The organism is Bacillus sp. 0909A, from assembly GCF_036765115.1.
Taxonomy (GTDB): Bacteria; Bacillota; Bacilli; order Bacillales; family Bacillaceae; genus Bacillus; species Bacillus mojavensis.
Genome location: NZ_JBAIZU010000001.1, coordinates 602,426 through 618,278, shown reverse-complemented (window position 1 = coordinate 618,278; position 15,853 = coordinate 602,426). Strand labels below are relative to the sequence as shown.

Genomic DNA, 15,853 nt, shown 5'->3' with positions numbered 1-15,853 from the left:
AAGTGCTTGTAAAGCATTTTCAGCCTTTTATTGATGTATTAAACTCTCTGCCTCTAAGCGGCTCAAAATGACGATTGATTTTCTCTCTGTCGTAATCTAATATCCAACTGTTATATGTTTCATACATATCCCGTATTGTTTCAGCTGCAGCAGCTAAAATATCGCAGCCTCGATCATCATAAAGATGAAAAATGGTTCTCTTTTTTATATTGATAAAGTAAATATCTTGAGAAATGCTTGGTTTTATCCCCATATCTTGATTACATATCGCTCTCAACATTGGAATATATCTTACATCACCAGCTTTACACCTCAGAAAAAATCTATGCGTTTTATCATCATCATCAGAACAAGTATAAGAGACAGCAATGTGCTGCAGTTTTTTCAACACAGCTTTTTCTCGAATGTACCGTGAGAAAAGATGTAATTTACTCTTATATCCCCTTCCTCCTCCAAAACCACCAACAGCATCAGCTATAACAAATATATCATCATCATCGGCATGTAGAGACTTAAATAAAGTGACAGCTCTCTTATATGCGTTATCTATATAAGGGCTGTGTAGATAAGCAGCATTCACATTATATCCTACGCCTATTTCAAACCGGATGCCGATCTGCCAGTTATAAAACAAAGGAGGTGTAAGTCGTAAACCAGGAAAATTTTCAAGTACATACTCATTTACAGGCAAAACATACATCCTTTCGTTCCCCGCACTCTATTTCAAAAAAATCCCGCAGCTGTCAGGCTGCGGGATTTTCACATTATTATTTCATCCATTCCGTATGGAAGACACCGTCTTTGTCTGTGCGTTCATAAGTATGGGCGCCGAAGTAGTCACGCTGCGCTTGGATCAAGTTTGCAGGCAGCACGGCTGTGCGATAGCTGTCATAATAAGCTAGTGCGCTTGAGAATGAAGGTACCGGCACACCTTGAGCAACTGCAAGTGAAATCACTTGGCGAAGCGCTCCTTGGTAGCTTTCTGCAATGTTCTTGAAGTGGCTGTCAAGCAGCAGGTTGTCAAGCTCAGGATCACGGTCGTAAGCTTCTTTGATTTTCTGCAGGAAAGCCGCACGGATAATGCAACCGCCGCGGAAGATCATAGCGATTTCACCGTAATTGAGATCCCAGTTGTATTCTTCAGAAGCAGCTTTCATTTGGGCAAATCCTTGGGCGTAAGAACAGATTTTGCTCATGAACAGCGCTTTTCTGACGGCTTCGATCAGCTCTTCTTTATTTTCTGTAACAGGCTTCACTTCAGGTCCTGAAAGAAGGTTGCTTGCTTTCACACGCTCATCCTTCATCGCTGAAATAAAACGTGCGAATACAGATTCAGTGATAATCGGAAGCGGAACCCCTAAGTCAAGTGCACTTTGGCTTGTCCATTTTCCTGTTCCTTTTTGACCCGCTTTATCAAGAATCACGTCAACAAGCGGTTTGCCTGTTTCTTCATCTTTTTTCGTGAAGATATCAGCAGTAATCTCGATCAGGTAGCTGTCAAGCTCACCTTTATTCCATTCAGCAAATACTTCATGAAGCTCATCAGCTGAAAGGCCGAGTACCTGTTTCAGGATGAAATAAGATTCAGAGATCAGCTGCATATCCCCGTATTCAATACCATTGTGCACCATTTTTACATAATGGCCGGCACCGTCCGGACCGATATATGTCGTACACGCTTCACCGTCAACTTTTGCAGAAATTGCTTCAAGAATCGGCTTCACAAGTTCATGAGCTTCTTTTTGCCCGCCAGGCATGATAGAAGGCCCTTTAAGCGCTCCTTCTTCTCCGCCTGAAACGCCTGTGCCGATAAAATGAATGCCGCTTTCAGCAAGCTCTTTGTTTCGGCGCTGTGTATCTTTATAGTATGTATTTCCGCCGTCAATTAAAATATCGTCCTTCTCTAAGTGAGGAAGAAGAGATTGAATTGTCGCATCTGTAGCAGTTCCCGCTTTAACCATTAACAAAATTTTGCGCGGTGTTTCCAAGGATTGAACAAATTCTTCAATGCTGTAGGTGCCGACAACGTTTTTGCCTTCAGCCTCCTGCAAAAATTCCTCGGTTTTGCTGCTTGATCTGTTGTAAACAGAAACAGAAAATCCTCGGCTTTCAATATTTAAAGCCAGATTTTTACCCATTACCGCAAGTCCGATAACTCCGATTTGTTGTTTTGACATATTCTAACGTCCCTTCTGCAAACGTTTAACCATTTTAAAATTTACATTAAAATAAAATGATATTTATACTATTGAAATTACCATACTTCACCCCCTTATTTCAAGACATTCACCTTTTCTTTTCATCTTGAAAAAAATCTTTATTAAAGCTTGTCCCGCTTGTTTTGCTCTCGTCTTTTTTAACCTTTGCACCTTTTCTGATCAGCTTGGAGCCGTACTTTTCATTCAGTTTTTCCATCATCTGCTGAATCGGTTCATCCTTCGCATCCTCTGTAAAGCTGAACAAATCGAGTTGCTTATAGGCCTGCTCTTTTTCTACCAAATCCGTTCCGGTAATGCCGAGCAGCCTGATTGGATTTTTGTTCCAATGCTTCAAGAAGAGATGTTCTGCTTCATTATATATCTCGTTTTTTTGATCTATCGGATTCTTCAGTGTGATGCTTCTTGTAATGGTTTTCCAGTCCGCATATCTGATCATAATAAACAGCTTTGAAGCCATTACTTCCTTACGCTGCAAACGGTCGCTAACGGATGCGGACAGTTTTCGAAAAACAGCTAACAGCTCATCCTCATCGGCAGAATCATGAGAAAGTGTGGATGAATTGCCTACGCTTTTAAATTCATAAATGCGCTCCGGATCAACAGGAGAATGGTGAATGCCGTTCGCTTTATTTTTGAGACGGGGCCCGTTGATGCCGAGCAGCCGTTTTAGCGAGTGTTCGTCAGCGGCCGCTAAATCTCCAATCGTAACAATACTAAGCCCGTTCAGTTTTTCCGCCGTCTTTTTACCTACGCCATGCATTTCTCCAACTGGGAGAGGCCAAAGGATATCAGGCACTTCTCTTTTTCTCAGGATGGTGATCCCAAGCGGTTTTTTCATATCGGATGCCATTTTAGCGAGAAATTTATTCGGGGCAATTCCGATGCTTGACGGAAGCAGCAGCTCTTTCTGCAGTCTGCTTTGTATTTCTTTTGCCGTCTCATAGGCATTGCGGCTGTATGGTGTATCCGTCATATCCATATAGCCTTCGTCGATAGATACAGGCTCCACCAAATCTGTATATTCACGAAGGATGCTGAACATCGCTCTTGAAGAGCTTCTGTAGCGGTCAAAGTTCGGCGGAAGGACGATGAGATTAGGACAGTTGCGTTTTGCTTCCCAAACCGGCATAGTTGTTTTCACGCCGTGCGCCCTTGCTTCGTAGCTGCATGTGACGACGATGCCTTTTCGTTCTTTGACGTTTCCGGCAACTGCAACCGGCTTTCCTCGGAGAGCCGGGTCATATGCCATTTCCACCGATGCATAGAAACTGTTCATATCAATATGGAAAATAATTCGGCCCTTCCCCGGCATAAACATATCTCCTTTCTGTTCATTAGACAACGGCTTGTACATATAGTAAAATGAAGGTATTGAATGGATGTGATGACAATGTTTGTGGAGTCGATAAATGACGTTTTATTCTTAGTCGATTTTTTCACAATTATTCTTCCGGCTCTGACCGCCATCGGGATCGCTTTTCTCTTGCGAGAGTGCCGTGCCGGCGAGCAGTGGAAATCAAAACGAACAGATGAACATCAGACGGTCTTTCGAATAAACCGAACAGACTTTCTTATTATTATATATCATCGCATTACTACTTGGATACGTAAAGTCTTCCGCATGAATTCACCTGTAAATGATGATGAAGACGTCAGTTCCCTTCTTTTATAAACCGCATTTATAAAAAGGAGGAGAACAAATTGTTAAAAACATATCAGAAACTTTTGGCTGTAGGGGCCTTTTTGATCGTATTATGCTCTGGGAATGCAGCTTTTGCTGCAACAAATCAGGTGGGAGGTCTCGGTAACGTCGGTTTTTTCCACGACTATTTAATCGAGCCGTTTTCCTCGCTGCTGAAAGGCGTTGCCGGACTGTTTCACGGAGAATACGGGTTGTCTATCATTCTGGTAACCATTATTGTGCGCGTGGTGGTACTGCCTTTGTTTGTCAATCAGTTTAAAAAACAGCGTGTGTTCCAAGAAAAAATGGCAGTCATTAAACCGCAAGTAGACAGCATTCAAGCCAAAATTAAAAAGACAAAGGACCCGGAAAAGCAGAAAGAACTGCAAATGGAAATGATGAAGCTGTATCAGGAGCATAAAATCAACCCGCTTGCGATGGGCTGTCTTCCAATGCTGATTCAGTTTCCGATTATGATTGGGTTTTATTACGCGATTCGCTCAACACCTGAAATTGCATCACACTCGTTTCTATGGTTCAGCTTAGGGCAATCTGATATTCTCGTGTCCCTTAGTGCAGGGATTATGTATTTTGTCCAAGCCTATGTCGCACAAAAGCTGAGCGCGAAATATTCCGCTGTACCGCAAAATCCTGCAGCGCAGCAATCTGCAAAACTAATGGTGTTTATCTTCCCTGTGATGATGACGATTTTCTCGCTTAATGTTCCTGCGGCCCTTCCGCTGTACTGGTTCACCAGCGGACTGTTCTTGACAGTGCAAAACGTCGTACTTCAGATGACACACCATAAACAGAAAAAAACAGCCGCTCTTACAGAACCGGTGAAATAAAAAAACAACTCCGACTTTTGTTCGGAGTTGTTTTTTATTTCCGTCACTTTCAAGAACCTGCATTCGTTTAAAAAGAAGAAAATCGGGAATACCTTTACTCACATCCAAATGAAAGGAGCTGGTGTCATGACAGAACGCTCTCAACAAAAAAATATTGCTGTGCCTGAAGGAATCTGGATCATGAAACAAACATGGAATGATGTCTTATTTGCTCATTGGCCTGTTGATGACTCTACCCTTCGAGCTAAAATTCCGGCCATATTGGACATAGATACATATAACGGACAAGCTTGGGTAAGCATGCTTCCCTTTATGCTCACAAACCTTCGCGCGCGTTTTCTCCCACCTATTCCTGGAGCCCAGTCCTTTCCAGAGCTTAACCTGCGCACTTATGTCACCTATAAAGGCAAGCCGGGCATTTATTTCTTTAGCTTAGATGCTGATCATCGGCTCGCAGTTCAAGGTGCACGGACTTTCTTTCATTTGCCTTATTTTTACGCCGATATGAAAGCCGAAAAAAATGGGGATGCTATGGAATATAAAAGCAAACGGAGAGACGCTGGAAAAGCAGAATTCGGTGCCACGTACCGGCCACTCTCTGCGCCTTTTACAGCGCAAGAGGATTCGCTTGATTACTGGCTGACGGAGCGATACAGACTCTATACCACCCATCGTGACAAGCTCTATTATGAGGACATTCACCATCACCCTTGGCTTCTTCAAAGAGCCGAGGCCCAGTTCTCAACCAATACAGTGGCTGATGCTCACGAAATCACTTTACCAGACTCAGAACCGCTGCTTCATTATGCCAAAAAACAAGATGTATTATTTTGGCCGCTTCGACAATGGCGCTGACTGTCAGGAAAAAACCCGAATGCCAGATCCGCACTCGGGTTTTTCTTCATTATTTTGCTGCTTCTTCAATAATGGCAACAACCATTTCTGCTGTTTTCACCAGCTCTTCAATCGGCATTTTTTCGTTCTTCGTATGAATTTGCTCATACCCGACAGCAAGATTGACCGTTGGGATGCCGTGGCCTGCAATTACGTTTGCGTCGCTTCCGCCGCCGCTCGTTTGCAGCTCGCTCGTGCGTCCGATTTTCGCTGCCGCTTTTTTCGCGATTTCAACGACTTGGTCGCCATCTTGATATTTAAAACCTGGATACATGACTTCGATTTCGACTTCTGCACGTCCGCCCATATCAGCCGCTGCCTCTTCAAAAGCAGCTTTCATTTTTTGAACCTGCGCTTCCATTTTTTCAGGAACTAAAGAACGCGCTTCAGCGAGAATGTGAACTTCGTCGCACACAATGTTTGTTTGTGTGCCGCCTTCAAATCGGCCGATGTTTGCTGTTGTTTCTTCATCGATGCGGCCCAAAGGCATTTTTGAAATGGCCTTGCTTGCGATTGTAATCGCTGATATCCCTTTTTCTGGTTCAACTCCAGCGTGTGCAGTTTTACCGTAAATCGCCGCTCTTACCTTCGCCTGAGTCGGTGCCGCAACAATGATATTGCCGACTTTTCCGTCTGAATCAAGAGCATAACCGTAGGATGCTGTTATCATGGAACGGTCAAGCGCCTTTGCCCCGATAAGACCTGATTCTTCACCTACTGTGATGATGAATTCAATCGTGCCGTGCTCAATGTTTTCTTCTTTGAGCACTTTAATTGCTTCAAACATGGCAGCCAATCCGGCTTTGTCATCGGCGCCTAAAATTGTTGTGCCGTCTGTTTTAACATATCCATCCTCAACAACCGGTTTTACGCCGTTTCCGGGTACGACTGTGTCCATATGAGATGTAAAATAAATTGTATCTGTCTTTTTCGTTCCTTTTAATGTGCAGATCAGGTTTCCTGCACCGTGGCCAGTGATACCCATTGTATCGTCTTCTTTGACGTCTACACCTAAATCAGAAAATTTTTGTTTCAGCACTTTGCAGATTTCAGCTTCGTGCTTCGTTTCTGAATCGATTTGAACAAGCTCTAAAAATTCTTCCAGCAGGCGTTTTTCATTCACCATTTGTAAGTCCCTCCATGTTAAAGCGGTATGTTACCGTGCTTTTTTTTCGGTCTCTCTTCAGTCTTATGTGCAAGCATGTGAAAAGCTTGGATGAGTCTTTTCCTTGATTCTTCCGGCAAAATGATGTCATCGACCATTCCGCATGCCGCCGCTTTGTAAGGGCTGGCGTTTTGTTTTTTGTATTCAGCTGTTTTTTCGCGTTTTGTCTTTTGCGGGTCAGCTGACGCTTCAATATCTTTATCATACAAAATAGATGCCGCCCCCTCAGCACCCATCACTGCGATTTCGGCATTTGGCCAAGCAAACACGAGATCCGCTCCGATGGATTTGCTGTTCATGGCGACATACGACCCGCCATACGCTTTTCTGATGATGAGCGTTACTTTGGGAACCGTCGCTTCTGCATAAGCAAACAGCAATTTGGCTCCGTGCCTGATAATGCCGTTATGCTCCTGCTGAATGCCAGGCAAAAACCCCGGTACATCTTCGACAGTTAAAAGCGGGATGTCAAAGGCGTCACAAAACCGGATAAATCTCGCTGCTTTATCAGCCGCGTCAATCGTCAGGCTTCCTGCTAAATGTTTCGGCTGGTTTGCCACAATTCCGATCGTTTTTTGGCCGAGCTTTGCAAATCCGATGACGATATTTTTCGCAAAATACGGCTGAATCTCAAAAAAAGACTGTGGATCAGCCAATTCCTGAATCACCGCCCGAACATCATACGGCTTTGTGCTGTCAGCCGGCACGAGGCGGTTTATTAACGAGCTGGAGGCCTCATCCACAGATGAAGGCGGTGATACCTGTTTGTCGAGCGGCAAATAAGACAGCAGCTTTTTCACTCCTGCCAGAACCTCCTCTTCCGTTTTTCCGGAAAAGTGGGCATTTCCGCTGACGGCATTATGTATTCCCGCTCCCCCTAAGCTCTCCGCATCAACCTGTTCTCCTGTTACTTTTTCAATGACCTTTGGGCCGGTAATAAACATTCGGCCCGTCTGTTCTGCCATAAAAATAAAATCAGTAAGTGCCGGAGAGTACACAGCGCCTCCAGCGCACGGCCCTAATATAACCGAGATTTGCGGAATGACTCCGGAATATAAGACGTTTCGGTAAAATATGTGACCGTATCCATCTAATGATACCACACCCTCTTGAATTCTCGCACCACCTGAGTCGTTCAGCCCGATTATCGGGGCTTTATTTTTTGCTGCAAGATCCATAAGAGAGGTAATTTTTTTCGCATGGGTTTCGCCAAGCGCCCCGCCGAATACGGTAAAATCCTGCGCAAACACATATACAGAGCGGCCGTCAATCGTACCGTAGCCCGTCACGACTCCATCTCCCAGTATACGCTGCTCCCTTGTTAAGCTTCGGCTCTCCATGAAGGGATATAATTCGATAAAACTATCCTCATCCAAGAGATAGGCGATCCTTTCCCGCGCTGTGAGCTTTCCCTTTTTCCGCTGTTCAGCTTGCTTCGCATGTCCCCCGCCTTCTTCCGCCTGTTTGCGCCTATTGTATAGATGACCGATATGCTCATTCATGTTCAATGTCTTGATCTCCTTTCGGTTCACAGAGCTCGACAAGCACGCCGTTTGTTTCCCGCGGAGAAATAAACGCGATCTGTTTCCCGTTTGCTCCCTGTCTCGGCTTCCTGTCTATTACATCAATTTGCCGGTTTGATAATGCTTGAAGCTGATCTGTTAAGCCGCTGCATAGAAACGCAACATGGTGCAGCCCCTCTCCTTTTTTATCTAAAAATGTACGGACAGGGCTGTCAGGTGTTAACGGCTCGATCAGTTCCAAATAAACGCCTCCCGCTTGGAAAAGAGCAATGGTCACCTTTTGCTCTTCAACCGTTTCTTGATGAAGAAACGGTAATCCCAATACATCTTCATAAAAAGCTCTGGCCTTGTTTATGGAATAAACGGCAATCCCAATATGGTCAAGTCCGGTCATTTACATCCCTGCTTTCCGGCAATAGATATCGCTTGTCCGCCCATACAAAACACGTTAAAATATAATCAGATTGTCTAAGGAGTGAAAATATGTCTCAAAAACTGATGAAAAGCGTTTTAATCGTGATTTTGGGAGTTTTTATTCTTTCAACAGTACTCTCAGGAATCGTTATGTTTTTATAATGATAAAAAAGCAGGCGGCCTATTGAACGGGAACAACCTGCTTTTTTATCAGGGCTTTATGCTCAATGGCTATCTCCTCAAAAGACCGGGAGTCTTTCGTGATCAGCACTCTCGTCCCCACCGGAATCTCTTGAAACAGATGAACAACGTCATCGTTATGCATACGTATACAGCCGTTAGATACAAATTGACCGATAGATTCTTCCCGGTTTGTCCCGTGAATTCCGTAGATCCGGCCGTCTGTCCTTCTCGCATCAAACCCAATCCACCTTGTCCCAAGCGGGTTCTCAGAAGCTCCGCCTTCAATATTTTTCTTTCTGTAATAAGGATTCACCGCTTTTACTGTAATCGAAAATTCTCCCTCAGGCGTCAAATCATCCGACTTTCCGGTTGCCACACGATAAACGCCTTCAATTTTGTTGTCGATGATGAGAGCAAGCTCATTTGTTTTCTTGTTGACGATGACATATGGGTCACCTGGAAGTGGATTTTCGCCAAGAGGCCATATCGGAGAAATAATCATAAATATTGAACATAAGAAAAAACGCATAAGCTCCTCCTTTTCCATTAGGTTGACCAATGTAGGATGAGCTCATGCGAGTTAAGCGAGCGATTTTTCTACTTTGATTCCTTTGAAATAACTTTTGATCACCAAATATTGCTCCATTTCCCCCAGAAGATGAAAAAGTGCGGCTCTTGCTTCAAATTCTTCTCTCGTCGCAGGAAGCGGCATCTCCTCGAATTCTTTTCTCATATCAGCAAGTCTTTTCAAAAACTTGTAGGCTGTATTTCCCGGGTGGATTGCTTCCCGCAGATCACAAAGAAATTCGGCAATCATTTTTCCCTGATCCACCGTAATGGAAATCGATGTCACTTTAGGGAGAAGGCGTTCGATGATTTCAAATTGTTTTTCTCTCATTTTAAAATAATGATAGTGCTGATTTTCGTGGCGCAGAATATGGTTTTGTACATCTCGGTACGCCAGGTTTTTGGCTTCAGTGATTAACTGGTGTGTTTCCGGAATTTCTTTTCCTGTCCAATCTTGCTCACCAGTTAACAAATACCGTTCGATTTCTGCGAAAATGACAGCAAAATTGTCCTCTATCTTTTTTCGATAGGCGATTAGCTTCCGGTCAAGGCTCGGCATATACAGATTCATTAAAAGAGCAACGCCAATTCCGACCGTAATTAACTGGACTTCATTCCAGATGAATTGGGGCGTAATGCCGCCGGACATATACAGATGAAGGATAATAACTGAGCTGGTGACGATTCCTTCGTTTATTTTTAAAACAACTGTTGTCGGGATGAAAATCAGCAAAAGCAATCCAATGACAAACGGATCATAGCCAATCAGTTCGAAAAAGAGATAGGAAAAGAGAATTGCCAGACAGCATGCTGCAAATCGGGCCCATGACGCTTGAAGCGACCGTTTTTGTGTGATTTGTATGCACAAAATGGTGATGATTCCTGCTGATGCGAAGTTTTGCAGATGTAAAAGCTGGCTTATATAAATAGCCAAAGCTGTTCCAAGTGCGGTCTTTATTGTGCGGTAACCAATTTTAAACATGTCGGACTCCATTCTATTTGTTTCTTCAACAAAAAAGAAGAAGCACAAGCCTTCTTCTTTTTCCCTATATTCTATAATATTTTTTCTAAAAAGTCCTGCGCTCTTTTGGATTTTGGCGAAAGAAAAAATTCTTTCGGATTGCCGTCCTCGACAATCATCCCTTCATCCATAAATAACACGCGGTCGGCCACTTCTTTTGCAAAGCCCATTTCGTGAGTAACAATCACCATAGTCATACCGGTTTCAACCAGTTCTTTCATGACCTGGAGGACTTCTTTGACCATTTCAGGGTCAAGCGCGGATGTCGGCTCGTCGAACAGCATGATTTCCGGATTCATTGCCAAAGCACGGGCGATGGCAACACGCTGCTTTTGTCCGCCGGATAAACGGTTTGGATAGTCATTTCGCTTTTCAAACAACCCGACTTTACGCAGCAGTTCCTCGGCTTTTTCTTGTGCAGTCTGCTTTGATTCTTTCTTGACATTTACAGGCGCGTACATGATATTTTCGAGAACCGTTTTGTGCGGAAAAAGATGAAAATGCTGAAATACCATTCCAATGTTTTCCCGTACCTTTAATGTATTGGTTTTCGGCTGCGTAATCTCTTTGTCTTTTATTGTGATGGTTCCGCCGTTAGGCTTCTCCAAAAGATTCAAACAGCGAAGAAATGTGGATTTGCCTGAGCCTGAAGGGCCGATGACGGCAACAACCTCACCTTCAGCGATGTTTGTTGAAATGTTTTTTAATACTTCTTGTTTCCCAAATGATTTTGACAGCTTTTCAACCTTAATCATTGGATTTCAGCTTCCTTTCTACAGCCTTGCCGATAAACGTTAAAATAAGGACAAGCACATAATAAATCAATCCGGCGATAATGAGCGGCTCAAGGTAATTGTACGTGGCGGCGCCCGCTTGATACGCGCGTCTCATGACATCACCAAGACCAATAACGGTAACAATCGCCGATTCTTTTGTTAACGTAATTAATTCATTTACAATGGCAGGTGATATATTTTTGAAGGCCTGCGGCAAAAGCAGATCCTTCATCATTTTGCCGTAGGGAACACCCAGTGCGACAGCAGCCTCTTTTTGTCCTTTATCAATGGCATTGATTCCCGCTCTGATAATTTCCGATACATAAGCAGCGGAATTCAGTGACAATGCGACAACCGCCGCCCAAAACTGGTCAATTTGAAAGCCGAGCAGCTGCGGGAGCCCGAAATAAACAATCATAAGCTGCAGCACTAAAGGCGTGCCGCGAAAAACTGATGTGTAAAAATCAGCAATCCAGATCAGCGGGCGGAACGTGCTGATCTTGCATAAGCTTAGCACAATCCCTAATATAAGTCCGATAATAGCAGATACAACAACAATTTTTAATGTGATTGCTAAGCCTTCTAATATAAAAGGAATTTGGGGGATCGTTGCTGAAAAATCCAAATTCATAGCCTTTGTCTCCTTTTCTTACAGGAAAAAGAATTTCCTATTCAATAAAAAGGCTCAACGAAAAAGTTGAGCCGCTTTTTTTACTTCTCGCCAGTGAACCACTTTTTCTTCAATTTATCGAGCTCTCCATTATCTTGCATTTCTTTGAGGGCTTTATTGAATTTGTCCGTCAGTTCACTGTCTTTTCTGAAAGCAATCGCTGAACCGGCTTCCTCCGCTTTCGCATCAGGAATTACGAAGCCCTGCAGGTCATCATTTGATTTGAAATACCCTTCTGCCACCATGTCTTCGATAATCGCAGCGTCAAAGCGGTCAGATTTGATTTCCTGCACCAAATCAGAAATTCTGTTGCGGTCTTCCGTTTTAAAATTATATTCCGGTGAAAGCTCTTTCCCCTTCTCTTCTTGAATGGAGCCAAGCTGAACGCCGACTGTTTTCCCTTTCAGATCTTTTAAAGACTTAATGCCGCTGTCTTTTTTGCTGACAATCATATGATTCGCTGTGTAATATACATCAGAAAAATCAACTTGTTTTTTACGATCAGGCGTCGGTGTCATTCCTGACAAAACCAAATCAACCTGTTTTGATTTCAGTGCTGTAATTAAGCTGTTGAAGTCCATATCCTGCACTTCAATTTCGTAGCCGGTTTTCTTTGCAAGGGCCTTTGCCAAATCTACATCAAAACCGACAATGTTATCGCCATCTTTATATTCAAACGGTTTGTAATCCGCCGAAGTTCCCATAATTATTTTTTTCTTCCCGCTTTCTGAACCTGAATTGCTTGAGCCGCAAGCAGATAGTGCAAAGGTGATGCACGCAGCTACCAGTAATAAGAGCCATTTTTTCATGATCCATTTCCCCCATATTCATTACTTTTATCATATTTGAATATTTATTCGTTAATTTGTATTTTAAACACTTTCTTATTTTTATGCAATACTATTTTTAAAAATTATCTCGAAGCTTATTTTTCCAGCAAAATCTTCTCCTATCACTAAGTAAAAGGACATCTTTTATAGTGTGTCCATTGAATAAACTCTAATATTTATTCATCATGACTTGGAATTTTATACACAAAAAAACCCCGTGCCGCTCGGGCATCCGGGGTTTTATCTTATACTTCTTCGCAATATTCCTCGAAGGCTTCCTGCAGTTTTGAGACAACTGCCATCGGCTCATGGCCTTCAATTTCATGACGCTCCACCATTTTCATGATTTTTCCGTCTTTTAAAATAGCAAATGACGGAGAAGATGGCGGGTATCCTTCGAAATATTCGCGTGCTCTTGCCGTCGCTTCTTTATCCTGTCCCGCAAACACAGTCACGAGCTGGTCAGGTCTTTTGTCATAATGAACGGAATGGTATGCAGCCGGTCTTGCAATCCCGCCCGCGCATCCGCAGACAGAGTTGACCATGACAAGCGTCGTTCCTTTTTTCGTAAGTGCCTCGTCCACCTCTTCAGCTGTTTTCAGCTCGGTATATCCGGCAGCCGTAATTTCTTGTCTCGCTTGGCGGACAACATCATTCATAAATAAATTAAAGTCCATGTTCAATGAAGACCTCTCCTTTTTCATCATCTGTTCTTATGATAGCAAGGAAACCGCCTTATCGGCAAATGCCACCGCTTATATCGGAGGATTTTTTGCTTTTCGTTTACTCCTTACAAGATAAGGGAATTATATAATCAGATGTATAAATAAAGGAGCAGTTTTTTATGAGCCACCGGAAAGCTTTACTTATTCATAACGGAAACGCCGGCAACAAAAATATAGAAAAAGCATTAGGAGCTGTTGTGCCAGTTTTATCACAATCGTTAGATGAGGTCATCATTAAACAGACAAAGAAAAAAGACGATGCTTATCATTTTTGCCGATCGATAGATGATTCTGTCGAAACTGTCTTTATTCTCGGCGGCGACGGTACAGTCCATCAATGCATCAATGGCATCAGTTCGTTAGAAAAAAAGCCGTCTATCGGTATTTTGCCCGGCGGAACGTGCAATGACTTTTCAAGAGTGCTGGGCATTCCTCAACATCTTGCAAAGGCAGCCGAAGCACTCGTCTCAGGAAAAAAATCCAAGGTTGATGTATGCCAGATGAACGATCGTTATTTTTTAAATTTCTGGGGGATCGGCCTGATCGCAGAAACATCGAATCAAATTAACGAAACGGAAAAAGCGTTATTAGGAAAAATCAGCTATTTTACAAGCGCGTTACGTACCGTCTCATCAGCTGAGTCCTTTCCTATTTCATTGACAATCGATGGGCAAGAGATAAAAGATGAAGCCGTTATGCTGCTTGTCATGAACGGACAATACATCGGAACGAATCGAATTCCCCTGCCGGAGGCCAGTATAAGTGACGGATTACTCGATATCCTCATTTGCCGCAGCACCAACCTCTCCGCTTTGCGCGAGCTGATGAATATGGAACAGGGTTCAATAGAGCGGTTCACCGGAGAGCTGTCCTATGTTCAGGCCTCTCGCGTCGAAATTGAAACAGACACCGTCAAAAAGGCTGATACAGATGGAGAAGTGTATACACATACACCCGCTGTAATTCAAGTCCTTCCACAGCACATTGACATGCTTATTCCCCGCAATGTTTAACTGTCCGCTGGTAAAGGACTTTATATAGAGCGAACAGCTTCATAGAAAGAAATCCGTTGACTCTCCCCTAAGAGGAGGTCTTACAGTATAAGGGATACACTTTCGTAAAAAGGGGAAGTTACATGAGGAAACAGAACATCACATTAGCTATATTATTAACCAATTTATTCATTGCTTTTTTAGGGATCGGGCTTGTGATTCCGGTAACGCCCGCGATTATGAATGAATTGCATTTATCCGGTACCGCAGTCGGCTATATGGTTGCGTGTTTCGCGGTTACACAGCTTATTGTTTCACCAATCGCCGGACGCTGGGTTGACCGCTTTGGACGTAAAATTATGATCGTGATTGGTCTGCTGTTTTTTAGTGTTTCGGAGTTTTTGTTCGGCATCGGAAAATCAGTTGACATTTTATTTATATCCCGTATGCTTGGCGGTATCAGTGCTGCCTTCATTATGCCCGGAGTCACGGCTTTTATCGCTGATATCACTACTGTTAAAACACGGCCGAAAGCGCTCGGCTATATGTCAGCCGCTATTTCGACAGGTTTTATTATCGGACCCGGCATTGGCGGATTTTTAGCGGAAATCCATTCCCGTCTGCCTTTCTACTTTGCGGCAGCCTTTGCGTTAATAGCAGCAATTTTATCGATGCTAACGCTACGGGAACCGGAGCGAAATCCTGAGAATGAGAAAATAGAGGGTCAAAATACAGGATTATTCAAACGGATTTTTGCACCTATGTATTTCATTGCTTTTCTCATCATTTTAATATCGTCTTTTGGATTAGCATCATTTGAATCTTTATTTGCGTTATTCGTTGATCATAAATTCGGATTTACGGCCAGTGACATTGCCATTTTGATTACTGGGGGAGCAATTGTCGGAGCCATCACGCAAGTCGTCTTATTCGACCGCTTCACAAGGTGGTTTGGGGAAATCCGTTTAATCCGCTACAGCTTAATTCTCTCAACAAGTCTTGTGTTTTTGCTGACCATCGTAAATTCATATGCTGCGATTTTATTAGTTACCTTCACTGTATTTGTCGGATTCGATCTTATGCGCCCGGCGGTAACAACCTATCTGTCAAAAATTGCGGGAAATGAACAGGGATTTGCCGGCGGGATGAATTCAATGTTTACCAGCATCGGCAATGTGTTCGGCCCCATCATAGGGGGCATGCTATTCGATATTGACTTAAACTATCCATTCTATTTTGCAACAGTAGCATTAGCCATAGGCATTGCGCTGACCATTGCCTGGAAAGCCCCTGCCCATATCAAAGCCAGCATGTAAAAGTAGCGTATTCTTTGTGTACTGCAAAG

The 15,853-nt window shown here is 43.3% G+C and carries 18 protein-coding genes; 6 read left to right on the top strand and 12 right to left on the bottom strand.

Going from position 1 to position 15,853, the window contains the following annotated elements; translation table 11 throughout:
* Positions 1-19: 19 nt before the first annotated feature.
* The 3 genes from V6D42_RS03295 to V6D42_RS03285 all read right to left on the bottom strand — a co-directional run bounded on the left by V6D42_RS03295 (position 20) and on the right by V6D42_RS03285 (position 3,531).
* Complete coding sequence (locus V6D42_RS03295; RefSeq protein WP_333512358.1) at positions 20-700, bottom strand: DUF3885 domain-containing protein; 681 nt, start codon at positions 698-700, stop codon at positions 20-22.
* 67 nt (positions 701-767) lie between these two features.
* Positions 768-2,177 (bottom strand): NADP-dependent phosphogluconate dehydrogenase, encoded by a 1,410-nt coding sequence (gene gndA / locus V6D42_RS03290; protein WP_268449524.1) that lies wholly within the window; start codon positions 2,175-2,177, stop codon positions 768-770.
* Between the two features lie 109 nt (positions 2,178-2,286).
* Entirely contained in the window at positions 2,287-3,531 is a 1,245-nt protein-coding gene (locus V6D42_RS03285) for a DNA polymerase IV (protein WP_333512357.1), read from the bottom strand.
* Positions 3,532-3,603: 72 nt separating this feature from the next.
* Between V6D42_RS03285 and mifM the strand changes: the two genes are divergently transcribed.
* The 3 genes from mifM (at position 3,604) to V6D42_RS03270 (ending at position 5,603) form a co-directional block, all read left to right on the top strand.
* Positions 3,604-3,891: a membrane protein insertion/folding monitor MifM gene (gene mifM, locus V6D42_RS03280; protein WP_081638334.1), complete on the top strand. Its 288-nt coding sequence runs from the start codon at positions 3,604-3,606 to the stop codon at positions 3,889-3,891.
* A 29-nt stretch (positions 3,892-3,920) separates the two neighbouring features.
* Complete coding sequence (locus V6D42_RS03275) at positions 3,921-4,748, top strand: membrane protein insertase YidC (protein WP_268449525.1); 828 nt, start codon at positions 3,921-3,923, stop codon at positions 4,746-4,748.
* Between the two features lie 126 nt (positions 4,749-4,874).
* On the top strand, positions 4,875-5,603 hold the full coding sequence (locus V6D42_RS03270; RefSeq protein WP_333512356.1) for a YqjF family protein: 729 nt from the start codon (positions 4,875-4,877) through the stop codon (positions 5,601-5,603).
* A 49-nt stretch (positions 5,604-5,652) separates the two neighbouring features.
* Here V6D42_RS03270 and V6D42_RS03265 read toward each other — a convergent pair whose 3' ends face one another.
* The 3 genes from V6D42_RS03265 to mce are packed head-to-tail and all read right to left on the bottom strand — an operon-like array spanning position 5,653 to position 8,724.
* A complete protein-coding gene (locus V6D42_RS03265) occupies positions 5,653-6,768 on the bottom strand; it encodes a tripeptidase T (protein ID WP_024121972.1) in 1,116 nt (371 codons plus the stop codon).
* Positions 6,769-6,785: 17 nt separating this feature from the next.
* The gene (locus V6D42_RS03260; protein WP_333512577.1) at positions 6,786-8,309 is read right to left on the bottom strand and encodes an acyl-CoA carboxylase subunit beta; all 1,524 of its coding nucleotides are present in this window, start codon (positions 8,307-8,309) and stop codon (positions 6,786-6,788) included.
* Complete coding sequence (gene mce / locus V6D42_RS03255; protein WP_333512355.1) at positions 8,302-8,724, bottom strand: methylmalonyl-CoA epimerase; 423 nt, start codon at positions 8,722-8,724, stop codon at positions 8,302-8,304. Before mce ends, V6D42_RS03260 begins: the two co-directional genes overlap by 8 nt.
* An 89-nt stretch (positions 8,725-8,813) precedes the next feature.
* Between mce and prli42 the strand changes: the two genes are divergently transcribed.
* Positions 8,814-8,906, top strand: a complete 93-nt coding sequence (prli42, locus tag V6D42_RS03250; RefSeq protein ID WP_003226489.1) for a stressosome-associated protein Prli42 — start codon at positions 8,814-8,816, stop codon at positions 8,904-8,906.
* A gap of 19 nt (positions 8,907-8,925) precedes the next feature.
* On the opposite strand, the gene V6D42_RS03245 is transcribed toward prli42, so the two are convergent.
* The 6 genes from V6D42_RS03245 to brxB all read right to left on the bottom strand — a co-directional run bounded on the left by V6D42_RS03245 (position 8,926) and on the right by brxB (position 13,474).
* Positions 8,926-9,456: a L,D-transpeptidase gene (locus tag V6D42_RS03245; protein ID WP_333512354.1), complete on the bottom strand. Its 531-nt coding sequence runs from the start codon at positions 9,454-9,456 to the stop codon at positions 8,926-8,928.
* Positions 9,457-9,507: 51 nt separating this feature from the next.
* Positions 9,508-10,476 carry an aromatic acid exporter family protein gene (locus tag V6D42_RS03240; RefSeq protein WP_333512353.1) on the bottom strand — a complete coding sequence of 323 codons (969 nt, stop codon included), beginning with the start codon at positions 10,474-10,476 and terminating at the stop codon, positions 9,508-9,510.
* A 71-nt stretch (positions 10,477-10,547) separates the two neighbouring features.
* Complete coding sequence (artR, locus tag V6D42_RS03235; protein WP_333512352.1) at positions 10,548-11,270, bottom strand: arginine ABC transporter ATP-binding protein ArtR; 723 nt, start codon at positions 11,268-11,270, stop codon at positions 10,548-10,550.
* Positions 11,263-11,922 carry an arginine ABC transporter permease ArtQ gene (gene artQ, locus V6D42_RS03230; RefSeq protein ID WP_014664528.1) on the bottom strand — a complete coding sequence of 220 codons (660 nt, stop codon included), beginning with the start codon at positions 11,920-11,922 and terminating at the stop codon, positions 11,263-11,265. The genes artR and artQ overlap by 8 nt, the downstream gene beginning before the upstream one ends.
* Before the next feature lie 80 nt (positions 11,923-12,002).
* Complete coding sequence (artP, locus tag V6D42_RS03225; RefSeq protein ID WP_010334857.1) at positions 12,003-12,770, bottom strand: arginine ABC transporter substrate-binding protein ArtP; 768 nt, start codon at positions 12,768-12,770, stop codon at positions 12,003-12,005.
* 266 nt (positions 12,771-13,036) lie between these two features.
* A complete protein-coding gene (gene brxB / locus V6D42_RS03220) occupies positions 13,037-13,474 on the bottom strand; it encodes a bacilliredoxin BrxB (protein ID WP_024121978.1) in 438 nt (145 codons plus the stop codon).
* Positions 13,475-13,635: 161 nt separating this feature from the next.
* On the opposite strand from brxB, the gene V6D42_RS03215 reads away from it, so the two are divergent.
* Both V6D42_RS03215 and bmr read left to right on the top strand, forming a co-directional pair.
* Positions 13,636-14,529, top strand: a complete 894-nt coding sequence (locus V6D42_RS03215) for a YegS/Rv2252/BmrU family lipid kinase (protein WP_333512351.1) — start codon at positions 13,636-13,638, stop codon at positions 14,527-14,529.
* A gap of 122 nt (positions 14,530-14,651) precedes the next feature.
* On the top strand, positions 14,652-15,824 hold the full coding sequence (bmr, locus tag V6D42_RS03210; protein WP_333512350.1) for a multidrug efflux MFS transporter Bmr: 1,173 nt from the start codon (positions 14,652-14,654) through the stop codon (positions 15,822-15,824).
* Positions 15,825-15,853: the final 29 nt, after the last annotated feature.